A 23,034-nucleotide genomic window follows, 5' to 3' on the forward strand; every position below is an offset into this window, starting at 1 on the left:
TCCGGGGAGAGATGGGCAACCCCTGTGGTGCGCGGGTGCGTGGTACATGTCGGCGTGCCCTCTTTCTGTCCCGGTGTGCAAGCGGTGATCCGGTTCGCGTGTGCCGACGCCGTGCGACGCGGGCCCCGGTGGGAGTTCTTGGGCGGCCCTCTCAGCTGAGAGAGGTTTGTCATGGAACCGATTACGGGTTGGTGGGGAGCTCCGGCGGTAGCCGGCGGGGTTCGGCCGGTTGTACCGGCCGGTGGATCCGAGGTGGCCGCGGTACGGGGGCTTGCAGTCGCGCCCTTCAGTGCGGCGTTCTCCACGGTGACGATCCCGGCGGGCACGAGCCCGCTGGCGGTGACGGTGGCGCCGAACGGCAACGTCTACGTCGGCAACGCCAATTCCAACAACGTGACGGTGATCAGCAGCACCACGAACACCGTCCTGGCCACCGTCCCCACCGGTTCGAACCCGGCCATGATCGCGGTGGCGCCGAACGGCAACGTCTACGTCACCAACCAGAGCTCGAACAACGTGACGGTGATCAGCAGCACCACGAACACCGTCCTGGCCACCGTCCCCACCGGCGGGGGCCCGTTCGCACTGGCGGTGGCGCCGAACGGCAACGTCTACGTCGCCAACAGCACTTCGAACAACGTGACGGTGATCAGCAGCGCCACGAACACCGTCCTGGCCACCGTCCCCGTCGGCGCGGTCCCGGACGCGGTGGCGGTGGCTGCGAACGGCAACGTCTACGTCGCGAACCGGAACGCGAACACCGTGACGGTGATCAGCAGCGCCACGAACACCGTCCTGACCACCCTCCCCACCGGTGGGTTCCCGGGCGCGGCGGCGGTGGCGCCGAACGGCAACGTCTACATCGCCAACCAGACCTCGAACAACGTGACGGTGATCGACAGCACCACGAACACCGTCCTGGCCACCGTCCCCGCCGGCACGGTCCCGGGAGTGATCGCGGTGGCACCGAACGGCAACGTCTACGTCACCAACACCGTTTCCAACAACGTGACGGTGATCGACAGCGCCACGAACACGGTCCTGGCAACCGTCCCCACCGGCGGGGGCCCGTTCGGGGTGGCGGTGGCGCCGACCGGCAACGTCTACGTCGGCAACAGCAGTTCCAACAACGTGACGGTGATCAGCAGCAGCACGAACACGGTCCTGGCAACCGTCCCCGTCGGCGCGTTCCCGTTCTCGGTGGCGGCGGCAGCGAACAGCAATGTCTACGTCACCAATGCCAATTCGGCCAACGTGACGGAGATTTCGCCGTTGACGGTGACGACCTCGCCGGCGTCGCCGGTGTGCGGGCAACCGGTGACGTTCAACATTTCCGGGGGGACTCCGAACGGGACAGCGGTGGTGAACTTCGGGGACGCCAGCCCCACGGTCACCGTCCCCCTGGACGTCACCGGGAGCGGGCAGACCACCCACGCTTACACCGCCGGTACGTTCACCGCGACCGTGAACGGCAACCCCACCCCCGTCACCGTGAGCCCCAACCCCACGACGACGGCGCTGTCGGTGACGCCGAACCCCTCGACCTGCGGGCAGAGCGTGACCGTATGCGCCACCATCACCCCGGCGCCAGCCACCACCTCCGTGCCGACCGGCGCGGTCGCCTTCACCCTCCCCAACGGCCAGACCCAGATGGTCGCCGTCAACGCATCGGGGCAGGCCTGCTTCACCACCACCGCCCTGACCTCCGGCACCCTCACCGCCACCTATAGCGGTGACAGCTGCTTCACCGGCTCCACCGCCGGCACCCCCGTCACCGTGAACCCCACCCCCACCACGCTGACCGCGCAGCCAGGCACGATCCGGCTCCGGCTGACCCCGTTGCCCGAGTTCTACATCCCCACCCTCAGCGCCACCCTGACGACCACCTCGGGGATGCCGGTGGCCGGTCAGCCGGTGACCTTCACCGCCACCACGCTCTTCGGCCCGGTCAACCTCGGCACCGCCGTCACCGACGCCAATGGCACCGCCACCCTCCACAACGCCGTCGTCCCCGTCTTCGCCGTCGCCACCCCCTTCTACACCGCCACCTTCCCCGGCAGCTCCTGCTACAACGCCGCCACCGCCCACAACATCCTGCTGTTCATCCCCCTCCCCGGCTGACCTCGTCGGCTCCGAAAACCCCAGGTCACCTTGTCAGCTGCGACGGGAGGAACACTTCGTGACCCAACTGCACGAGTTGGCCGCCCAGACCCGGTTCATCTCGTACATGCCGTCGAGGGGGCCAGAATCCGGCAACGGCGCATCCACGACGCTGAAGGCGGCGAGGTGCCATACGAGGAAGTCGCTCGCGCTACGAGGCTCCGAATGAGCCGCACCGTCGTGCTGAACGCCAGCGATCTCGCGGATCTGCCCCTTCCCGGCGTGAAGACGATCGAGGTGCTCGGCTTCCTGCCGTCCGACCAGAGCGACCCCATCGCATTGGACAGGTCGTTACTTCCTGGGCGTCGAGGGAGCCGGCGCCCACCCGTACCGCTTGTCGCGGGACGCGATGAAGCAGAGCGGCCAGGTCGGAGTCGCCCGCATGGCGCTGCGCGGTCCGGAGCGTCTCGTGGTCCTCCGGGAGCAGCCACAGGCTCGGAACATCTCCGCGCACGCGGAGATGTTCCGCTTCAGATGCGATACCGGGCCGAACTTGGTGAGTCCGCTCCGCGCACGCGGAGATGGGCGCCCGGTATAGCCCTACGTCCACGCCACCTCGGACAAAACCGGGAGCTTGGAGGATGCTTCCAGCGCGTTGGGGTTCTCGCGTGCGAAGGGGTACGACCCTGGACCGTCGCGAGGAGTTCTCATGCCGTGTGCTGCGTATCTGCCGTAGCACACGTGTCGTCACCGCGTTCCTGCTCCGTGTGATCGAAGGCGGAGAGCCGGAGTACAACAGTGCCAGAGCCTGACACTGCATCGTCTAGTTCGCCGCGCGGAGAAGCCCCGCCGGAGCATTCCGGCGGGGCTTCTCGTCTCACAACTGCCCCTATGACGGGGAACGTGTCTGTACGGGCCTGACCAGGTGGAACACCTCGCGGGCGGCGTAGCGTTTGAGGCATCGGACGATTTCGCGCCGGGTTTTGCCCTCCTTGGTGCGGCGTTCGTAGTAGTTCTGGGTGCGTGGGTCGAAGCGCAGGCGGGTCTGCACGATCCGGTGGAGGGCGGCGTTGGCCTGCCGGTCGCCGCCGCGGTTGAGGCGACGGTACTGCCGAGTGCCCGAGGAGCGTTCTACGGGGCTGACCCCGCACAGCGCGGCGAAGGACGCCTCACTGTGCAGACGTTCCGGGTTGTCCCCCATCGTGATCAGCAAAGTGACGGCCGTGTCCGGACCGATGCCCACCATAGTGAGCAACTGCGGCGCGTGGCGTTCCGCAAACAGAGCCAGGCGGCGTTCCAGATCCTGGATCTGCTCGGTAAGCTGCTCGATTCGGTGAGCCAGCAGACACAGGGTCATACGGGTGGCCTTCAGCACCGCCTCTTCACCGCCCTCGTCGTTCTTGCAGTCGTCGGCGAACCGTGCGCAGGTACGGAAGAGTTCCGGGTTGCCCAGCCCGGCCAGCTCTTCCCGCAGATTCGGGTCGGCGGCAACGAGGACGGCCTTAAGCTGATTGATCGCCTGGGTGCGGGCCTTGACCGCCGAACCTTTGGTGAGTCTGTACATCCGGGCGATCTGCACTGGTCCGTCGCCGGACTTGGCCCGGGCGCGTGCCCGCCCGCTCAGCACCGCCCGGGCCGCGTTCTGGGCAGAGCGGATCCGATTTGCCGCGCTGACGGCGGTCGGTCCGGTCGGGCCGGTTCACATCGAACACTTCCACGCCCTGGGCCAGCAGGTAGCGGGACAGGGCCGCCCCGAAGGAGCCCGTCCCCTCCACCCCGGCCCGCCGCACCGTGCCCATCCCTCTGGCCCACTTGAGTAGTTCGCGGTATCCGGCCGCGGTGGCCGGGAACTCTTCGGTACCGATCACCGCCCCCACCAGGGAGAGCACGGCAGCCACATGAGCGTCCCGGTGCGTGTCCACGCCAAGGACCACCTCCCCCGTCGGCCGGCGTCGGCGAGTACGCGGGTTAAGGACGTATCGGTCATGTTCGTTCACCTTCCGACCCGATGGCGCATCCCGTAGCCGGCGCCGAACCGCCCGGACGGTCAGAACTGTGACAACGCCTATTTGGTCGGCAGGCCCCTATCGGGACACACCCGGCCGGCCCGGTGCCAGCAACACACCAGCCCCGGTCAGCGGTCGACACAGCGTGAGTAAGACACCGCGGTCAGAGTTCTCATGAGTCAGACCCCGGCCCGGGACAGCACCCACCAATCCTCCCGGAATTCACGGCCCCTCACCCAAGCCCGCAGAGCATTCTCAATCCCAGCTCAACACCCTGAATTGACTCTGACCGACCACAACGGATCACAAAGGTCGACATCACGATCGGCCCTCGGGAACACCAGCGGCCCCGGCGAACGACAGCGCCTCGGCCCCGACCACCGGACGCGGACCAGCACGCTCCCACAGTCAGCGACCTACTGGGGGCGGCCGACGGAACCGGCGTACCCGCGCCAAGCGTGGAAGGCCGCTCGCGCCGAACGCTCCGGCACATGGTCATTGACCACCTCCAGGCACACCCCGACGAGTCATTCACCGCCACCCGGATAAACCGCTTCATTGATAGGTCCTCAGGCACCATCGCCAACACCCCAGCAGGCTCGTCAGTCTGAGAGTCGCCGAGCAGGTCAGCGACCGGCCACGCAGGTTCTGGCTCGCCGACTCGGCCATGAATAACACCCCAAAGCCGCCCACCGGCACCGGCGCGGCCACGCCCCTCACACCATGCGGAGCGCACCCGGCCCCCTCGCTCCACCAACGCCGCGACGCCCCCGTCTTCGCTCCCGATGAGAAGCGGGTACCAGCGCGATGCCGTGGACCCACATCCACAAGGCCAGCAGGAGGCAAGCCGCCAGGCAGCCTGCTCCAGCCACGCCAGGTGCCCGTTGTCTCCAGTGGCCGCAGTGCCGCCGGGATCGGCCGCGGGGCTGCAAAGACAGACGAAGAGGGACATGGCCCGGGGTCGCCTTCAAGAGTGGCGGGCGGGGCCACTGCCCGCGCCGGAGACTGTGATCGCGGTGGCGATCTCCTCGATGTCAGCAGGGGTCAGCTCCAGCGAGCCCGCTCCGATCCAGCCGTCCACCTGGGCGGCCTTGCGCGCGCCCACGATCGCTCCGGTGATGCCGGGCCAGGCGAGCACCCAGGCGATGGCCACCTCGGCCACGGTGCGCCCATGGCGTTCAGCGATCGGCCGCAGCGCCTCGGCGAGCTGGAGGTTGGCGGTCAGGCCGGTCGTGAAGTCGTGGTGGGCGGTCCGCCAATCCTCGGCGGGCAGGCCGGCCACGCGCTCGGCGGAGAAGGCCCCGGTGAGCAGGCCGGATTGCAGCGGCGAGTAGACGATCACGCCGGTCTCGTGTGCGCGTGCCCAAGCGATCTCAGCGGCGGACGACCGGTTGATCGCCGAGAACGGCGGCTGGATGACGTCGACGTGGGCGATCTGCTCGGCCGCCTGGAGCAGGTCGGGCGTGTGATTGGACAGCCCGATCGCCCGTACCTTGCCTTCGGCCTTCAGGTCGGCCATGACCTGCCAGTACTCCTCCAGCGGCGTGGCGTTGGGCGACACCGCTCCGAAACCGCCACCGGCGTACTCCAGCGATTCACCGGTGTCGGGATAGTGCACCTGGTACAGGTCGATGTGGTCGACGCCCAGCCGCCGCAGCGAGTCATCGAGCTCGCGGCGGACGCTGGCCGGCTTCATGATCCGCCGAGGCGCGGCCGACGGATTGTCCGGGTCCCAGACCAGGCCGACCTTGGTGAAGATGTACGGGCGATCGGCCTGCGGCAGGTCGGCGATGGCCTTGCCCACCAGTTCCTCCGAATGGCCCAGGCCGTACACCGCGGCGGTGTCGATCCAGTTGACGCCCGCGTCCAGCGCGTGGCGGATCGCGGCGACCGACTCGGCGTCGTCCGTGGCGCCCCAGCTGAAGGTCCAGCCCGAGCCCGACACGGCCCAGGAACCGAAGCCCAACCGGGTAATCTCCATGCCGGTACGGCCAAGCATGACAGTCATAAGTGATGCGCTCCCGTGAATCGGAATGCCGGAACCGTTCCGGCGGATTCAACTCTCGGCGTTCCACGCGAGGTCAGGCAGTGCCCGGCGCTGCCTAGGCACGTCATGACCAGGCACACCTGAAACCAGAAAATAATGGGGCACATGATCTTCGACCGACGCGCCGAGCTGGGTGAATTCCTCCGATCGCGCCGCGCCCGGCTTCGCCCCGAGGAGTTCGGCCTGACCTCCTACGGACGGCAGCGCCGGGTCCCCGGGTTGCGCCGCGAGGAGCTGGCGCAGCTGGCCGGGGTCAGCGTCGACCACTACGTACGCCTGGAGCAGGGCCGGAACCTGCAGTTCTCGGGGGAGGTCCTGGACGCGGTGGCCAAGGCCCTGCGCCTGAACCCGGCCGAACGGGAGCATCTGCACCTGCTGGCGCGCCCCGTCCCGGCTGCCGCCGAGGAACCCACCGGCAGCCCGCCGCTGCGCCCGGGCATACACAGCCTGCTCTCCGCGATCAGCGACGCCCCTGCCTACGTGGTCGACCACAGGACCGACGTGCGGGCCTGGAACCGGCCGGCCGCTGCGCTCATCACCGACTTCGGCGAACTTCCCGCCGCAGAGCGCAACATGGCCAGGCTGGTCTTCCTCGACGACGACGTGCGCGACCTGTACGTCGACTGGTGGGCGCGGGCTCGCGACGTGGTGGCCTTCCTCCGGCTGGACATTGCGCGCCCGCCCGGCCCTCCTGCCGCCCAGGCCCTGATCGAGGAACTGTCGGCCGTAAGCCCCGAGTTCGGCCAGATCTGGGCGGAGCACGACATCAAGGCCCGGGAGCACGGTAGTTACCGGTACCGGCATCCCCTGGTGGGCGAGCTCGAATTGACCTACGAGACCCTCCGGCTGCCCGGCCACCCCGACCTCGCCCTGATCGTCCACACGGCCGAGGAGGGATCGCCCTCCCAGGAAGCACTCCGCATCCTGACCCGCTAATCCCCGTATTTCGGTACTCATGCCGAGGGCCATACGGATGTCTTGGCAAGGGGTAAAACTTACGACTTGGTGCGCGATAACACTGGCTGTATCTGAGAAACGAGGTGGTAGCGCTTGGCGGCCTGGTGTTGGGATGCTCGGCGTGACTTCTGTGGATCTCGATGATCGCCGTGAGCGGGCGCTGTTGGACCAACTTGAGCGGTACTACGACGCGGTGCCGCGCCATGGTGCTCGCGTTGAAGATTTCGGGCCGCTGACCTTGTTCGTCCGGGAAGGGCAAGGTTGGCCGTTCCAGGCACGTCCGGCTCGGGGATGGTCGGGTGCGGTGAGTGTCGCCGACGTGGCTCGAGTGCGTGTCCGGCAGCGTGAGCTCGAAATCCCGGAGAGTTTCGAGTGGGTAGCCGAGACCACGCCTGCGCTGCCTGCCGCGGTCGAGGAGTCAGGGCTCGCGGTTCACGAGCACCCCTTGATGGTGCTCGACCCGGGCTCGTCGGCGCCCGCTGTGGACGAGATGTCCGAGGACCTGTCGGCGAGGACCTTGGACCCGGACAATCCGGCGTTGCCAAGCGCGCTGGCTGTGCCGCACCTCGCCTTCGCGGAGCCCGGAACCCGTATCGGCTCGGCGGGCGCGGCGGAATTGGCAGAAACGGTGCGGGACCGATCCGGCGACGGGTCGGTGGATCGCGTGGTTGCACGCATCCGGGCAGGTCTGACTGTGGTTGCCGCAGCGGTGGAGGACGGGACGGCGCTGTGCGCGGGCCAGCATCAGCCAGTCGGGGCCGTCAGTGAGATCGTCGGTGTCGGGACGCTGCCCACCCCTCGCCGTCGTGGCCTTGGGCTCGCGGTCACTGCGGCGCTTGTGGCCGACGCGCGATCACGAGGCGTGGAAACCGTCTTCTTGTCTGCAGGCGACGAGGACGTCGCCCGGCTCTATGTCCGACTCGGCTTCCGGCGTATCGCGACCGCATTGATCGGTGGGCCTGCCGAGTAGCGAGTCCGCTACCAGAGGCGCTGTCAGCTGTGACGTGACAACGGCCGCGCGGGTTGAGCGGATTGTGACATCCGCCTGGGCCCGTGCGGCCTTGTCCCATCCTGCCTGCGGCGGCCTCTCCCGCGCCCATCTCGTCGATTTGGTAAAGGAGTTGGCCGCTCCGTGGACCGCGCGCTGCGACTCCGCGCGGCACGACCGGCGTGGTGGGCAACGGCGGCGGGCACCCGGTGCCGGTCCGCAGCACCGGCTGGTGTTCACCGACCGTGTGCTGGTCACGTTGGTCGTTCTGCGCTTTCAGCTCCCGCACGTGGCCCTCGCCGAGCTTTATGGAGTGGACCGGACCACTGTCACCCGTGCGGTGCACGAGATCAGGCCGTTGCTGGCCACCCGCGGCTTCGCCGTCCCCGATCGGCCGGGGGTGCGGCTTCGGACGTTGGCGGACGTGTTCGGCTACGCCGCCGCGGAGGGCGTCCGGCTGCGGATCGACGGGACCGAGGTTCAGGTCCGTCGACCAGCCGCGCACCGACCCGGGCGCCGGGTCTTCGTGTCCGGCGAGCGCAGACAAAACACGGTCAAGACGACCACGATCAGCGACGGCCAGGGCCGGACTCTGTGGTCAGGTGCCGACCGTCCCGGCCGGATGCACGACCAGACCGCCCTGCGCACCGAGGGCATCGCCGAACAGCTCCGCCTCCATCCGGACGTCACGGTCGACGTCGACGAGGGCTACCGAGGTCTCGCCAACGAGTTCCCCGATCAGGTCAGCGCGCCGCCACACAAGCCTATGGAGGACGTTCCCGAAGGCGAGAAACTCGCATGGCGCGAGGCTCGACGGCGACAATCCTCGCGGCGGATCTGCGTGGAGCACGCGAACACCGAGCACAAGCAGTGGCGACCGCTCCAGCGGTACATCGGCCGACGCGAGCACTATGCCGAGACCCACCGCGCCGTCGCCGGCTTGGTCTCCGACCGCGCCGCCCGTCGGGCCACAGTCCGACGGGCGAGTACAGAGATCGTGCTCGCCCGGCAGACTGCCTGCTGATCACCCACCAGCCGAACCACCAGGCCCCACGCCCGAATCTCAATCGCGCACCAAGCCGTAAGTCCGCTTCCACAGCGGATCGGTACGGCCGAAGCAGGCCGTGTGAACGGCGTCCGCTGTATCCACCAGCGCCTCGGTCCGGCCGACCCCGTACGGACGCGCTCTCGGCACCGTGGCCGTGGCCGAAGCGCCTGCCGCATCGGCCACGGCCGGTCCGGTGCCATGGCCGATGCCGACGGCTCTCCGTGCCGCTCTGGTACGACGTGGATGACCGTTACCGGCCGGACCGTGGCCACTCCCGCACCACAGGCCGGACAGCACGGTGCCCCCCAACGCACCCCCGTCGAAGTCGGGGGTGCGTTGATGTGCTCTGAAAACACGCGCTGGGCGAAGTACAGGGCGCCTGGAGGGTAGACGCCGACTTTCGCCGCCGGTGCCTTGCCGGACTCAGAGGTCGGGGTTCTTGCCCTCGGCCGTCTGCTTGATCCGATCGATTTGAAGCCTGGCGAAATCGGCGTAGGGCTGGCCTTCCCGAAGGCCCTCGCTCGCCACACGGATCAGGGACCCTCCGAGGCGCATAAAGATCTCGGTGTTCCGTCCGGTGAAGGCATCGGTCTCATCCGCGCCCGCCGAGACCTTTAGCGGCTTCGCCCCGGCGCCGGATTTACGGCGCTCCTTGGCCGCCAGGCTCTTCATCGCGAACTTCACATCGTCCGGGGTGCGGAAGGCGTAGATGGTGAAGATGACCTGGCCCTCGCCCGCTGCCTGATCGATGTGCGACGTGCCGAGGGCTGTGAAGCCGCCGCACTTCGTCCCCGTGTCGTCCTGGCAGGTCTTCACGGACTCGGTATGTTCAGGGATGCTGACGCCGAATCCCTCCCAGGCCTGAGGGGCACTGCCCGTGTCCACCAGGGCCCTGCGAACCTGGTCCTCGGTCAGCACGACCGGCACCTTCGGCTGCCCGCCGCCACCGGTGACAGCACCCGCGCCGTCCGCGCCATCGGTGGCCCCCGGGCTCCCGCCGTCGGCACCTCCGCACGCCGTGAGCGCCGCTACCATCGCAGCCCCGACCACAATCCCCCGTGCCACCCTGAACACCGTCAACCCCTCTGCCCAACAGATCATTTGGCATGCACCCAACCGTATGGATGCGTCGACTGCCAAGTCCCCCGGCCGGGACGGTCACCGCGGCACGCCGTGCAGTACCACTCAAGTTGGTCCAACAGCGCCCGCTCACGGCGATCATCGAGATCCACAGAAGTCACGCCGAGCATCCAAACACCAGGCCGCACTGCCCGTAACCCGGTACCAATGGAAGCCGAAGAGGCAGGGCCCCGCGAGGCCCGGACCGCAGGACACCGGGGCGGAGCTGGCCCGGCTGCGGACCGAGAACACCCAGCTGCTCACAGCCGAGAAGGAGTGGTCGCTCGCGCGCGAGATCCTGCGCCGGGCAGCGGCCTGTTTCGCGAAGGAGATGAAGCGAAGACCTGCCGCTGGGACTATCAAGGAACTGAAAGCGGAACCCAAGACACCCACCGCAGGCCGTCATGACCACCGATGCAAGAAGCCCGCCGGAGGAAGGCGAATTCGGACGGGGCTTCGTCGTGTCACCAGATCTCACACGATTCGCACAGACCCCATAGACGCCTCCCGCCTTCAGGTGCCCGCCGCCGTGCGCCGACGCCGGGCGTGCCCTCGGGGAAAGTGGGACGATCGCGTGAGGGACACGATCACGCCGGGCGCGGATGTGCGGGGCGCGGACCCCGGCACGATGCCGCCAGGACGAGCGGAGATCTCATTGCGCGTGCTGATTGTCGGTGACCGCTTCATCCCTGCCGAGTACTACGTCGACGCCCTGGCAGCGGGCTGTGGTCCGCGCTTCGGGCCTGTCCACAGCGTCGATTGGTCCGGAACCAAGGCGGAACAGCACGCGGCTCAGCAGGCCATGGAACGGAAGGGACCCGAGGCCGTGGCGGTGCCCGACGAGATCGTGGCGGCAGTGGGCGGGGCCGAGGTGCTGGCCGTGCACTTCGCCCCGGTTCCCGCTGCGGTGCTCCGGGCCGCCCGGGAGCTGCGGGCCGTCTGCGTGGCGCGTGCGGGGCTGGAGAACGTCGATGTCGCCGCTGCCTCCGCCCGCGACGTGGCCGTCGTACCGGTCTTCGGCCGCAATGCCTCGGCTGTGGCCGAGCTCGCCATCGGTCTGATGCTCGCGGAAGCGCGGGACATCGTCCGTGCGGATGCCGCGGTGAAGGCCGGTGGGTGGCGGAAGGACTTCAGTGGTCCCGGCCGCGAGATCGGCGAAAGCACCATCGGCATGGTCGGGTTCGGTCATGTGGGGCGGGCGTTCGCTGCATGGTTGGGTGGTGTCGGTTCGCGTCTGCTCGCCTACGACCCCTACGTGCCCGACGAGGTTCTGGCGCGGCACTCGGTCGTGCGCGTCGACAGTCTGGACACGGTCTTCCGCGAGTCCGACGTCGTGCAGCTCTTCGCCCGCCTGACGGCGGAGACCGAGCGGTTCATCGGTGTGCGGCACTTCGCCCTGATGAAGCCGACCGCCTACTTCGTCAACACCGCGCGCAGCCGTCTGGTCGACACCGGCGCTCTGTACGACGCCCTGGTGACCCACCGTATCGCCGGCGCCGGGCTCGACGTGCACGACCAGGAACCCCTCCCGTCGGACAGCCCCTGGCGCGGGCTGGACAACGTCACGCTCACCACCCACTACGCCGGTGACACCACGACCACGACGGTGCGCTCGGCGCGACTCGTCGCCGAGGCCGTCGCCGAACTGGCTGCGACCGGCCGATGCGCGGCCGCGGTCAACGCCCGTGAGCTGGGGTGGGTGTGAGCGTTGCCGCGTGATCTGGTGCTCGGCGTCGATGCGGGACATACCGCGACGAAGGCGGTGCTGTTCGATGCGACCGGCCGGCAGGTGGCGCGGGGCATCGGTACGGTGCCGCTGAGCACCCCGCGCCCCCGCTGGGTCGAGCGGAATATGGACGACGTGTGGCGGACCGCGCACGGGGCCATCAGGAGCTGCCTCGCCGCGGCGGGCCCGGAGGGGCGGGCCGTCACCTCGGTGGGGCTGACCGGACACGGTGACGGCCTCTACGCCGTCGATGAGTGGGGACGACCGGTGCGGGCCGCGATCGTCGCGATGGACACGCGTGCCGAACCGGTGCTGGCCGCATGGCGGGACACACCGGTCTGGACGCGTGCCCTCACGCTGTCGGGCACCGTTCCGTTCGCAGGTTCCCCGGCCGCCCTGCTGGCCTGGCTCGAACACCACGAGCCGGGCGTGCTGGAGCGTGCCCGCTGGCTGCTGTCCTGCAAGGACTGGCTGCGGCTGAATCTGACGGGTGTGGTGGCCACTGACCCCACGGACTCCAGCGCTTCCTTCACCGACCTGCATCAGGGCGGCTACTCACAGGAACTGCTCGACCTCTACGGGCTCGGCGGGCTCGCTCCCAAGCTGCCGCCCGTACTGGCCTGCGACGCGGTGTGCGGAACAGTCACCCCCGCGGCCGCGGCGGCCACCGGGCTCACTGCCGGTACACCCGTGGTCACGGGCGCACACGACGTCGACGCGGCCGCGCTCGGGATCGGCGGTATGGGCCCGGGTGAACTCTGCCTGGTCGCGGGGTCGTTCAGCATCAATCAGGTGATCAGTGACCGCCCTGTCATCGATCCCCGGTGGCAGGTCCGCAGGTTCGTCCGCCAGGGATGGTGGATGATCATGTCCACCTCTCCCGCGTCCGTGGCGAACCTGGAGTGGCTCCTGCGGGTCATGGGCGCACCGGCCGGGCATCGTGACGACGTCTACGACCTGATCGACCAGGAAGCCGCGGCGCATCTGGCGGGCCGGTCGGAAGTGTTGTTCCACCCGTTTGTCTACGGATCCCCGCATCGGCAGCCCGCTTCCGGGACGTTCCTCGGCCTGCGCGGCTGGCATGAACGGGGTGATCTGCTGCGGGCTCTGATGGAAGGCGTCGCCCTCAACCACCGATGGCACGTCGACGCGCTCTGTTCGAGGCTGCGCATCACCGGGCCGGCCCGGCTGACCGGCGGCGCGGCGCGCAGTGAAGTCTGGAGCCAGATGTTCGCCGACGCGCTCCAGCGGCCGGTCGTGGTGACGGATGTCGAGGAGAGTGCCGCCCGGGGAGCGGCCCTGCTCGCGGCCACCGCCGTCGGGCTGCTCGACGGCGTGGAGGATCCGCGCGCCGGCACTTCCGTCCTCCGGCACCATGAACCGGGTGCCGATCGGGTCGCGGTGCTGGAGGAGGCGTACCAGGTGTACCAGGAGGCGCTACACGCTCTCGGGCCGATCTGGGCCCGCCTGGAGGCGCCCGGGACGGCGGAGTGAGCGTCACTGCCAGCCGGCGCCGATACCTCGATGCATGCGATGTACCGTAATCACTTATCGCACTTTCTGAGATTTTCTCCCAGAATCTATTGCAAATGGACGCGTGCGAGCGTAGACAAGCCTCAAGGCAAACCCTGCGGCCTCCCCGCTCTCTGCGGCTCGGTCACCCGCCACGCGACGTGGCACCGGCTCCGCCCGCAAGCCCGAAAGCTACCGCCATGCCCCCCGACATCGCCCCCTCGATACTCCCCGGACCTTCGCCCCTCGCGCCGTGGACCGACGTCACGTTCCCGGGCCCGAGGGCCCCGGCCCCGCGCCGTTCCCCGAAGGCCCAGTTCACGCTTCCGGCACAGGAGGCCCTGGTCGGCTGCCTTCGCCGCATCGCCGCCGATCTGCTCAGCCGCTGGCACCTGCCGGACGAGGAGCGGGACGCGGCCGTCCTGATCGTGGGAGAGCTCGCCGCGAACGCCGCCCTGCACGGGCGGAGCGACATGTCGCTGTGCCTGATCCTGGGTCCGGGCATGCTGCGTATCACGGTGGGCGATCACGGCGACCCCGCCCCGCCCCGCGAGCCCTCCGCACCGGACGATCCGGACGAGCACGGCCGCGGCCTCACCCTCGTCCACGCCCTCTCCAGCAGGGTTGACCTGCACTGCGACGACCACGGCACCTGGGTCCTGGCCTGCCTGGCCGTCACGACCACTCACCCACGAGCCGACTGACGCCGGAGCCGGCACTGCCTCCCCGGGGGCAGCCGGCCGGCCGGTCCGTGTGTTTTGGTCCGGCACCCGTGCGGGATTCCTTGACGAGAGATCCAAAGAGAATTTCTCGCAAGATGTGTTAACAACAGAGCAGAGACCTGATATTAATTCCGCCATAGATGCCGTGCCCACCACCCCAGGGAGGCATCCACACCCCCCTTCCTCGGCCCTGCCCCAGTCGAGGTTCCCGCGCGATTCCACCCCGCTGAGCAGCTGTACCCACGAGCGGCGCCGCCGTGGGCCCTGGGCCCCCAGGCCGTTTCCCCGCCCCACCCGCACGAGAGGCCCCCTGTCATGCAATCGACCAGATCGACCAGATACGTCCTCCTCGCCGGCGCCACCGCCATCGCCCTGCTCGCCACCGCCTGTTCCGGAGCCGGAACAGGCGCGTCCCCGGAGGGCGGGAAGAGCATCAATGTGCTGATGGTCGGCAACCCCCAGATGGAGGACATCGCAAAGCTGACGAAGAGCACCTTCACGAAGGACACCGGCATCAAGGTGAACTTCACGGTCCTCCCCGAGAATGAGCTGCGCGACAAAGCCACCCAGGACATCGCGACCGGCGCCGGCCAGTACGACGTCGCCACGATCGGCGCCTACGAGGTACCCATCTGGCACAAGAACGGGTGGCTGCGCGACCTGAACGGCTACGTCGACAAGGCCAAGGACTTCGACAAGAGCGACCTCCTCACGCCGATGGTGCAGTCGCTGTCCGGCGAGGACGGCAGGCTCTACGCGCTGCCGTTCTACGGCGAGTCGTCCTTCCTCATGTACCGCAAGGACGTCTTCGCCGAGAAGGGCCTGAAGATGCCCAGGCATCCGAGCTGGCAGCAGGTGGCCGACCTCGCCGCGAAGGCCGACGGCGCCAAGCCGGGGATGAAGGGCATCTGCCTGCGCGGCCTGCCCGGCTGGGGCGAGCTCGGGGCCCCGCTGACCAGCGTGGTCAACACCTTCGGCGGCACCTGGTTCACCAAGGACTGGAAGGCGCAGGTCAACGGTGCGGGCTTCAAGAAGGCCACCCGGTTCTACGTCGACCTGGTCCGCAAGCACGGTCAGGCGGGCGCGGCGCAGTCCGGGTTCACCGAGTGCCTGAACGGGATGAGCCAGGGCAAGGTCGCCATGTGGTACGACGCCACCAGCGCGGCCGGCTCGCTGGAGGACCCCCGCACCAGCAAGGTGGCCGGCAAGATCGGTTACGCCTATGCCCCCGTGGAGCGGACCAAGAGCAGCGGCTGGCTGTGGGCCTGGGCGTGGGCGATGCCGAAGACCACCAAGAACGCCGACGCCGCCTCGAAGTTCATGCTCTGGGCGTCCAGCAAGAAGTACGAGAAGCTCGTCGGCGCGAAGCTCGGCTGGGCGCGGGTGCCCGCCGGAAAGCGGGCCAGCACCTACCAGATCCCCCAGTACAAGAAGGCGGCCGCCTCGTTCGGGGACATCACCCTTCGGTCCATCCAGCAGGCCGACCCGGTCAACCCGGGCGTCCAGCCGCGGCCCACGGTGGGCATCCAGTTCGTCGCCATCCCCGAGTTCCAGGACCTCGGGACCAAGGTGACGCAGGAGATCTCCGCCGCCATCGCCGGCAAGACCAGCGTGGACAAGGCGCTCAACGACGGCCAGAAGCAGGCGGAGGACGTTGCCGAGAAGCACAGGTAAGCCGCTTCGCCCCGGCCGGCACCGCGTCCGGCCGGGGCACCAGTCCACCGATCCCCGGCCGCCGACGGCGGAAGAAAGTCAGCCCATGAGCACGCACACCCGTCCATCCAAGAAGACCGGGCGACCGCCTGCCCGCCGCGTCAAGTCCGCTCGCATCCGCACATGGCGGCGGCGCTTCCCGCTGCTGCCGGCGCTGATCTTCACGATCATCGTCACGCAGCTGCCGTTCGTGGCCACGCTCGTCATCTCGACCTTCCAGTGGAACATCCTTCAGCCGGGCGACCGGCACTTCACCGGCCTGTCCAACTACACCGCCGTCTTCACCGACGAGAGGCTGCGCTCCGCGGTCGTCAACACCGTCGTGCTCACCGCGTCCGTGGTCATCATCAGCGTGGTCCTCGGACTGTGCCTGGCCCTGCTGCTCGACCGCCGCTTCCTCGGCCGGGGCCTTGCGCGGACCCTGCTCATCGCCCCGTTCCTGGTCATGCCGGTCGCCGCCGCGCTGCTGTGGAAGCACGCCATATACAACCCCGACTACGGCCTCCTCAACGGCACCCTGAACGCCGTCTACCGGCTCTTCGGCGCAGACAACGGCCCCACCGTCGACTGGGTGTCGTCCTTCCCCATGCCGGCCCTGGTGATCGCGCTGGTGTGGCAGTGGACCCCGTTCATGATGCTCATCCTGCTGGCCGGTCTCCAGGCCCAGCCCGGTGACGTACTGGAGGCCGCCAGGGTCGACGGGGCCTCCGCGCTGCAGACCTTCCGCCTCATCACGCTGCCGCACCTGCGGCAGTACATCGAGCTGGGCACCGTGCTCGGCAGCATCTTCGTCGTGCAGACCTTCGACGCGGTCTACACCATCACCCAGGGCGGGCCCGGCTCCCGGACCACCAACCTGCCCTACGAGATCTACCTGACCATGTTCCGCAAGTTCGAGTACGGCCAGGCCGCGGCCGCAGGCGTCGTCGTGGTGATCGGCTCGATCGGCATCGCGACGTTCGCCCTGCGGGTCGTCGCCTCCCTGTTCCGTGAGGAGGTGTCCCGATGACCGCCACGACCACCCCGGCAGCGTCCGGCACCGTCATCCAGAGACTCCGCCGCCGTCGGCGCCGCGACGACCACGGGCAGACGCCGCGTCTGTCGCCGCTGTGGACCTTCGTCGCCTGGCTCGCCACCCTGGCCTTCTTCATGCCGGTGGCCTGGCTGGTGCTCACTTCCTTCCATCAGGAGTCCGACGCCGCGACCAACCCGCCCAGCCCGTTCGCGCCGCTCACCCTCCACCAGTACGCGCTGCTGCTGGGCCGGGACATCACCCCGTACCTGCTCAACTCGGCCATGGCCAGCGTTTTCTCGACCCTGCTGGTCCTCGTCCTGGCGGTGCCGGCGGCCTACGCGCTGTCCATCAAGCCGGTCGAGAAGTGGACCGATGTGATGTTCTTCTTCCTGTCCACGAAGTTCCTTCCGCTCATCGCGGCCCTGCTGCCGATCTACATGATCGTCAAGGACATCGGGATGCTGGACAACATCTGGACGCTCATCGTCCTCTACACCTCGATGAACCTGCCGATCGCGGTATGGATGATGCGGTCGTTCCTCGCCGAGGTGCCCAAAGAGATCCTTGAGGCAGCCGAGGTCGACGGGGCCGGACTGCCCACCGTGCTCCTGCGGATCGTCGCGCCGGTCGCCATGCCGGGGCTCGCCGCCACCTCGCTGATCTGCTTCATCTTCAGCTGGAACGAGTTCATGTTCGCCGTGAACCTCACTGCGACGAAGGCGTCCACCGCGCCCGTGTTCCTGGTGGGCTTCATCACCAACGAGGGCCTGTTCCTGGCCCGGCTGTGCGCGGCGGCCACGCTGGTGTCGCTGCCGGTCCTCATCGCCGGTTTCGCCGCCCAGGACAAGCTGGTGCGCGGCCTGTCCCTGGGAGCAGTCAAATGAGGGCCGCCGCCCTCGCCGAGCCGGACAGGGGGGAGCGCACCGCCATGGACGACCCGGTGCCCGGCGGCGACTGCCCGCAGTTCGTCCGCACGATCCAGATCCAGCCCGGCCTCGCCACCGGCGTGAACGCCCGAACCGAACGGAACCCGTCACCATGACCGAGCAGATCCGCCGCGTTCTCGTCCGCTCCCTCACCGATATCACCATCGAGCAGGTGCCCGCCCCCGTCCCCGGGGACGACGAACTCCTGGTGCGCACGTCGGTCGTCGGCGTGTGCGGCTCCGACACCCATGCCGCAGCCGGCCACCACCCGTTCATCGACCTGCCCTACCACCCCGGCCACGAGGCGGTGGGCACGGTGGCCGCCACGGGGAGCGGAGCCGACGACTTCGCGCCCGGCGACCGGGTTATCGTCGAACCCAACCTGTACTGCGGCGGGTGCGCCCAGTGCCGCTCCGGCCGCTACAACATCTGCCAGGAACTGAAGGTCTTCGGCTGCCAGACGCCCGGTGCCATGGCCGACCTGTTCACCATCCCCGCCGACCGTGTTCACCGCATACCCGACGGCATGACCGACTTCCAGGCCGCCCTCGTGGAGCCGCTGGCCACCCCCGTGCACGCGGTGGCCAAGGCCGGCGATCTCACCGGCCGCACGGTCGCCGTCCTCGGCGCGGGCCCCATCGGTCTGCTCAGCCTGATCGCGGCCCGGCACGCGGGCGCCGCCCGGATCGCCGTCACGGACCTGCTGCCGGGCAAGCGGGAACGGGCGCTGCGGCTCGGCGCCGACACCGCGCTGCCCGCAGACGCCCCCGATCTGGTCGCTCAGGCCCACGCCGCGCTCGGCGGGTCCGCCGACGTCGTCTTCGACTGCGTGGCGCGCGAGCAGTCCATGGCCCAGGCCACCGGCCTGGTGGCGAAGGGCGGCCACGTCGTCGTCGTGGGCGTGGGGGCCGCCGGTGCCACACCGATCCGCCTGGACCTGGTCCAGGACCGGGAGATCCGCATCGAGGGCACCCTGATGTACACCAGCGACGACTACCGCACCGCCATGTCCCTCATCGCTTCGGGAGCCGTTGGCCCAGCCGATTTCGTCACCGCCACCTACACGTTGGAGGACGCCGCCAAGGCCTTCACCGCATCCCTCGACCCCGAGCAGGTCAAGGTGCTGGTCACGGTGGACGGTCCGTAGCGGCCCATGTGCGAGACTGCGAAACTGGAGCCACCGGACAACCGCCCTTCGGCCTCCAGGAGCGTCGCCGGCGCCGGAACCGCAGTGCCACGTGTGAGCTCCGGTCCGTCCCGCACCATGGGACCGACCAGGACACGAAGGGGAAGGAGAGGTGCTGTGCCCGCCCGTACGCGACCGTCGCATGCCGTCGTCGAGGAGCGGCGGCAGGCCATCCTGCGTTACGTCGCTGACCACGGTGAGACCCGCATCGACACCCTCGCCCGGCACTTCGGTGTGAGCCTCATGACGATGCACCGGGATCTGGACCACCTCGCAGGGCGCCATCTGCTGCGCAAAGAGCGCGGACGGGCCGTCGCCTTCCCCGCCCTCACCATGGAGACCGCCACTCGCTTCCGGGAGAACAGCAGTCTCGCGGCCAAGAACGCGCTGTGTGCGGCCGTCGCCGACCGGATCAAGCCGGGCAGCACGGTCCTCATGGACGACTCGACCACCCTGTTCCCTCTGGTTCCTGCCCTGGCCGAGCTGGACCAGATCCATGTCGTCACCAACTCGGTCGGCCTGGCACAGCGCCTGGGATCCGCGCCCGGAGCGGCCGTCACCCTGCTGGGCGGCCGCTACCGCGGCGACTTCAACTCCTGCACCGGTCCCGCCGTCACCCGCGCCCTGTCCCGGATCCATGCCGATCTGGCCCTGATGTCCGCCACCGCCATCCTGGAGGGCCGGCTGTTCCATCCCCTCAACGACTACGTCGAGGTGAAGCTGGCCATGCTCGCGTCCGCGGAGCAGGCCCTGCTCCTGGTGGACCATGCGAAATTCGGAAAGACCGCCACGTACGCCTACGGCACCGTGGCCGACTACCACGCGGTCATCGCCGACACGGGCACCCCCGCGGCGGAACTCGAAGCCATCCGCGATCTCGGAGTCCCCGTGGAGACAGTCGCCCCCGAAGAGCCCTCCTCGTGATACAGACCCTGTTCGAAACACCGAGCACCTATCGCCTCACCGAGACCGAGATGGCCGCACCCGTGCCACGGGTGCAGGCGGTGCTGTTCGACTTCAGCAACACGATCTTCCAGATGACCTCCCTGCCCATCTGGCTGCGCCGGGTGGGCTCCGCCTCCGGCCGGCTCGCCCTGCTGGACAAGCCCGGCGCCGAGGCCGAGGTGGCTCATCAGCTGCGAACTGCCTTCCGGCAGCCCGCCGTTGTCGCACTCCAGGAGAGCCGGGACCTCTCCCCCGAACGGCACCGCCGGGCCATGTGCGGGTGGTGGAGCCGGGTGGACTTCCTCCGTGGCGCGGAGGACGCGGCCTACCGGGAACTCGCTGCCCCGGACGCCTGGATCCCCTATCCCGACACCGAGCCCGTCCTGCGCGCACTCCGCGCCCGTGGACTGCGCATCGGCATTGTGAGCGACTTCCCGTGGGACCTGCGCACCCACCTTGCCCACCACGGACTGGACGCCCTGATAGACAGCTGTGTCATCTCCTACGAGCAGGGCCGCGAGAAGCCCGATCCCCAGCTGTTTCTCCAGGCGTGTGCCGGTCTCGGCGCCGAGCCGCGCGCGACACTCATGGTCGGCGACAACCCAGTCCGCGACGGCGGCGCAAGCACCTGCGGCCTGCGGACCTACATCTTGCCGGCTGAGAACCGCACCGGAGAGCGCGGCTTGGCGGACGTCCTTCGCCTCGTGGACTGAGGCGCAAAGGCGTTGGGCCTTCCGGAGCGGTCGAGGTTAGCTGGAGGTCTCAGCGTCCGAGGCGATGATTCCGGGCCAGTCCCCGCAGGACCAGTACAGCCGATGCCGTACGGGCGCCAGGGGGAGGACCCCCACCAGATTCGCCCTGTCTGTCGAGTGCATCGTCTCTGGGGTCAGGACAGCCGGTTCCTGCTGCTCCTGGTCTCCTCGGATGTCGAGGAGGTCAAGGGTCAGGGACGGCATCTGCGACAGGTCGCCTTCGTCGTCGCGGTAAAAGGTCCGGCAGAAGGGGTCTGCGGTCTGGGCGGCCCGCACGATCTGGAGGACTTCGCCGGCGGCGATGATGATCTCGTCCTGGATCAGGGGGATTTCGTAGACATTCAGGTCCGGTGCACACGCGTCCTTCGTGCCGACGGCAACGCAGACGGCTTCCTCCCCGCCCTGTGGTGGGAGTACTCCCCGCATGTAGGTGTTCCCGTGCACCGGGAGGGACAGGTGGCGCAGGACCAGGTGGGCCACCTGTGTCTGTATACGGGTGCTGTAGAGAGAGGAGGAAGGCGTCTACGTCGACTCCGATCAGCAGATCAGACGGATTCGGTCACACCCCGCATTTGACGCGGCGGACCTTGGTCACGGCCTTCTCCGGGGTGTCGGCGACGCCGATGATGTCAGCGTCGATGACGCTGCGCCATTCGCGTACCTGGCGGTTCGCCACTTCTTGCGGGCGTCCTGAGAGCCGCTGTGGCGTCGGGCCTTTGGCCTGCTGTCCGTGCGTTCGACGGTCACCTCCTGGTCCTCGTCGGCGACGCCGTCCCGGGCCGCGGGCCGCAGCCCCCGAGCGAATCGGGTGGGCTACCGCGGGCTGATCGTGACCCTGTAGGCGGCTCCGGCGCTGCCGTGGGTTCTCACGGTGACGGTCTGGCCGTGGTCGTCCCAACTGGCCTTGTTGCCTCGGATATCGACGCGGTAGCCGCCTGGGTACGTGTCCCTGGGCACGGTGATCCGGGTGGGTCCCTCTGCGTTGTCGCGGGTGCGGAAGGTGAGCGTGTAGGTGCGTGTAGCCGGCTCGTACGCGAACGTGAGCGGGTCGCCCGCGACGGCCTGCGCGTACGGCTGGACGAGCAGCTGGGCGTTGGGCTTCGCGGCGCCCGTCTGGTCGAGGAAGCAGTAGCCGCCGCCCCGGCACCACTGCCACCACGTCCAGCCACTGGAGAAGCGGTCCAGGGAGGCCGTCATGTCGGTGACGAACTGGCTTGCGTGCGGAACGTAGGGGTTGCCGCCCCACTCCCCCACGATCACCGGCATGCGGTGACGGGTCGGGTAGTCGCTGATCGCGGCCTCGTAGGCGGGGATGAAGGTGCCGTTGGGGTCGTAGTCGGCGCCGGTTTCCATCGCGGTCTCGTAGAAGTGCGGCGCGTAGCCGGTGTGCGGGTCGTCGATGTGGCCCATCTGGGTCGGGACGCCGGCACCGACGATGACGGTTGGTTCGACGAATACCCACGACCTGTGGTCGACCAGGCGGATCGCCTGGGCAAGGCGGTTCCACAGCTCGGTGAGCTCGGTGGCCTCGAAGCGGGCCGCGGCGGCGGGGAGGTCTTCGCCTTCGAGGAACTTCGCGAACGGCTCATTCATCAGGTCGTAGCCGAGCAGCGCCGGGTGCCTGCCCAGGGCGGAGGCGACCGTCATCCACATGCGAGCGTGCGCGGCGCGGAGGTCGGCGTCCTTGTACAGGTGGTCAAAGGCGGTCTGTACGGATGGCTCGAAGTACTCGGAGAACCAGTCGTCGGGTATCGGCCAGAACGGCAACCCCTCGTCACGGGTGGCCCAGTCGGGGATGCCGCGGGAGCCGAAGTGGGGGCCGTATACGTCCTGGTGGGCGTCGAGGATGACCTTGATGTGGTAGCGGTTGGCCCAGTCGAGGATGCGGCGCATCTTGGTGAGGTAGCCGCGGTTGTAGTGCCCGGGGGTGGGTTCGAGGTCGTCCCAGAAGAACGCGAGGCGCGCGAGGTTGAAGCCCCGGGCGGCCATGTCTTTGAGGTCGCTCTCGTGGATGTCGGCGAACGCGTTGGTGCCTCGGCTGCTCTTGTCGGCGAGGTTGAAGCCGCGCCACTGGAGCGCGCGGCCTTGGCCGTCGGCGATGAAGGTGCGGTCACCGACCGTGACCCGGTCGGGGGCACGGTCGGGGGCGCGGTCGGGGTCGGCCTGGGCCTGCGCGGGGAGGGCGCCGAGCAGGAGGGCGGCCACGGCGAGGGCGGCGGGGGCGACGCGGGAGGTCAATCGCATGCAGGAGCCCCTTTCGAGGTGGCTGCTT

Annotated in this window: 21 protein-coding genes and 1 pseudogene; 16 read left to right on the plus strand and 6 right to left on the minus strand. The window is 68.8% G+C overall.

What is annotated here, in order from left to right:
* Positions 1-252: 252 nt before the first annotated feature.
* From IF67_RS0109790 to IF67_RS46205, 3 genes and pseudogenes are all read left to right on the plus strand, one after another.
* Entirely contained in the window at positions 253-2,121 is a 1,869-nt protein-coding gene (locus tag IF67_RS0109790; RefSeq protein WP_030984143.1) for an Ig-like domain repeat protein, read from the plus strand.
* Between the two features lie 30 nt (positions 2,122-2,151).
* A pseudogene (locus tag IF67_RS46200) lies at positions 2,152-2,433 on the plus strand (Ku protein); the annotation flags it as partial.
* A gap of 25 nt (positions 2,434-2,458) precedes the next feature.
* On the plus strand, positions 2,459-2,698 hold the full coding sequence (locus tag IF67_RS46205) for a hypothetical protein (RefSeq protein WP_420708630.1): 240 nt from the start codon (positions 2,459-2,461) through the stop codon (positions 2,696-2,698).
* Positions 2,699-2,989: 291 nt separating this feature from the next.
* Here IF67_RS46205 and IF67_RS0109800 read toward each other — a convergent pair whose 3' ends face one another.
* The 3 genes from IF67_RS0109800 to IF67_RS0109805 all read right to left on the minus strand — a co-directional run bounded on the left by IF67_RS0109800 (position 2,990) and on the right by IF67_RS0109805 (position 6,114).
* Positions 2,990-3,679: a transposase gene (locus tag IF67_RS0109800; protein WP_234341039.1), complete on the minus strand. Its 690-nt coding sequence runs from the start codon at positions 3,677-3,679 to the stop codon at positions 2,990-2,992.
* Positions 3,603-4,097 carry an IS110 family transposase gene (locus IF67_RS44775; protein WP_078889360.1) on the minus strand — a complete coding sequence of 165 codons (495 nt, stop codon included), beginning with the start codon at positions 4,095-4,097 and terminating at the stop codon, positions 3,603-3,605. Before IF67_RS44775 ends, IF67_RS0109800 begins: the two co-directional genes overlap by 77 nt.
* A gap of 976 nt (positions 4,098-5,073) precedes the next feature.
* On the minus strand, positions 5,074-6,114 hold the full coding sequence (locus IF67_RS0109805; RefSeq protein WP_030984147.1) for an aldo/keto reductase: 1,041 nt from the start codon (positions 6,112-6,114) through the stop codon (positions 5,074-5,076).
* Positions 6,115-6,258: 144 nt separating this feature from the next.
* Between IF67_RS0109805 and IF67_RS0109810 the strand changes: the two genes are divergently transcribed.
* The 3 genes from IF67_RS0109810 to IF67_RS0109820 all read left to right on the plus strand — a co-directional run bounded on the left by IF67_RS0109810 (position 6,259) and on the right by IF67_RS0109820 (position 9,122).
* Positions 6,259-7,089, plus strand: coding sequence for a helix-turn-helix transcriptional regulator (locus tag IF67_RS0109810; RefSeq protein ID WP_030984149.1), 831 nt, complete (start codon positions 6,259-6,261; stop codon positions 7,087-7,089).
* 133 nt (positions 7,090-7,222) lie between these two features.
* The gene (locus IF67_RS0109815; RefSeq protein ID WP_051817828.1) at positions 7,223-8,080 is read left to right on the plus strand and encodes a GNAT family N-acetyltransferase; all 858 of its coding nucleotides are present in this window, start codon (positions 7,223-7,225) and stop codon (positions 8,078-8,080) included.
* Between the two features lie 34 nt (positions 8,081-8,114).
* Entirely contained in the window at positions 8,115-9,122 is a 1,008-nt protein-coding gene (locus tag IF67_RS0109820; RefSeq protein WP_420708625.1) for a transposase family protein, read from the plus strand.
* Positions 9,123-9,569: 447 nt separating this feature from the next.
* Here the strand turns inward: IF67_RS0109820 and IF67_RS0109825 are convergent, their stop codons facing one another.
* Positions 9,570-10,064: a hypothetical protein gene (locus IF67_RS0109825; RefSeq protein ID WP_158713066.1), complete on the minus strand. Its 495-nt coding sequence runs from the start codon at positions 10,062-10,064 to the stop codon at positions 9,570-9,572.
* Positions 10,065-10,839: 775 nt separating this feature from the next.
* Between IF67_RS0109825 and IF67_RS0109830 the strand changes: the two genes are divergently transcribed.
* The 10 genes from IF67_RS0109830 to IF67_RS0109875 all read left to right on the plus strand — a co-directional run bounded on the left by IF67_RS0109830 (position 10,840) and on the right by IF67_RS0109875 (position 20,723).
* On the plus strand, positions 10,840-11,970 hold the full coding sequence (locus IF67_RS0109830; RefSeq protein ID WP_234341040.1) for a 2-hydroxyacid dehydrogenase: 1,131 nt from the start codon (positions 10,840-10,842) through the stop codon (positions 11,968-11,970).
* Positions 11,971-11,973: 3 nt separating this feature from the next.
* Positions 11,974-13,485: an FGGY-family carbohydrate kinase gene (locus IF67_RS0109835; protein WP_030984156.1), complete on the plus strand. Its 1,512-nt coding sequence runs from the start codon at positions 11,974-11,976 to the stop codon at positions 13,483-13,485.
* A gap of 218 nt (positions 13,486-13,703) precedes the next feature.
* Positions 13,704-14,207, plus strand: coding sequence for an ATP-binding protein (locus tag IF67_RS40760; protein ID WP_063754318.1), 504 nt, complete (start codon positions 13,704-13,706; stop codon positions 14,205-14,207).
* Positions 14,208-14,540: 333 nt separating this feature from the next.
* Positions 14,541-15,899 (plus strand): ABC transporter substrate-binding protein, encoded by a 1,359-nt coding sequence (locus IF67_RS0109845; protein WP_030984160.1) that lies wholly within the window; start codon positions 14,541-14,543, stop codon positions 15,897-15,899.
* Between the two features lie 85 nt (positions 15,900-15,984).
* Positions 15,985-16,947 carry a carbohydrate ABC transporter permease gene (locus IF67_RS0109850; protein WP_030984162.1) on the plus strand — a complete coding sequence of 321 codons (963 nt, stop codon included), beginning with the start codon at positions 15,985-15,987 and terminating at the stop codon, positions 16,945-16,947.
* A complete protein-coding gene (locus IF67_RS0109855) occupies positions 16,944-17,837 on the plus strand; it encodes a carbohydrate ABC transporter permease (protein WP_030984164.1) in 894 nt (297 codons plus the stop codon). The genes IF67_RS0109850 and IF67_RS0109855 overlap by 4 nt, the downstream gene beginning before the upstream one ends.
* Positions 17,834-17,995 (plus strand): hypothetical protein, encoded by a 162-nt coding sequence (locus tag IF67_RS43640; protein WP_158713067.1) that lies wholly within the window; start codon positions 17,834-17,836, stop codon positions 17,993-17,995. The genes IF67_RS0109855 and IF67_RS43640 overlap by 4 nt, the downstream gene beginning before the upstream one ends.
* Positions 17,992-19,026, plus strand: coding sequence for a zinc-dependent alcohol dehydrogenase (locus IF67_RS0109865; protein ID WP_030984166.1), 1,035 nt, complete (start codon positions 17,992-17,994; stop codon positions 19,024-19,026). Before IF67_RS43640 ends, IF67_RS0109865 begins: the two co-directional genes overlap by 4 nt.
* A 156-nt stretch (positions 19,027-19,182) precedes the next feature.
* Entirely contained in the window at positions 19,183-19,989 is an 807-nt protein-coding gene (locus tag IF67_RS0109870; RefSeq protein ID WP_030984168.1) for a DeoR/GlpR family DNA-binding transcription regulator, read from the plus strand.
* Positions 19,986-20,723 carry an HAD family hydrolase gene (locus IF67_RS0109875; protein WP_030984170.1) on the plus strand — a complete coding sequence of 246 codons (738 nt, stop codon included), beginning with the start codon at positions 19,986-19,988 and terminating at the stop codon, positions 20,721-20,723. The genes IF67_RS0109870 and IF67_RS0109875 overlap by 4 nt, the downstream gene beginning before the upstream one ends.
* Before the next feature lie 36 nt (positions 20,724-20,759).
* Here the strand turns inward: IF67_RS0109875 and IF67_RS0109880 are convergent, their stop codons facing one another.
* Both IF67_RS0109880 and IF67_RS0109890 read right to left on the minus strand, forming a co-directional pair.
* On the minus strand, positions 20,760-21,242 hold the full coding sequence (locus IF67_RS0109880) for a hypothetical protein (RefSeq protein ID WP_030984172.1): 483 nt from the start codon (positions 21,240-21,242) through the stop codon (positions 20,760-20,762).
* Between the two features lie 333 nt (positions 21,243-21,575).
* Positions 21,576-23,006, minus strand: coding sequence for a cellulase family glycosylhydrolase (locus tag IF67_RS0109890; RefSeq protein ID WP_030984179.1), 1,431 nt, complete (start codon positions 23,004-23,006; stop codon positions 21,576-21,578).
* Positions 23,007-23,034 lie beyond the last annotated feature (28 nt).

Source organism: Streptomyces sp. NRRL S-1813, from assembly GCF_000719605.1.
Classification (GTDB): domain Bacteria; phylum Actinomycetota; class Actinomycetes; order Streptomycetales; family Streptomycetaceae; genus Streptomyces; species Streptomyces decoyicus.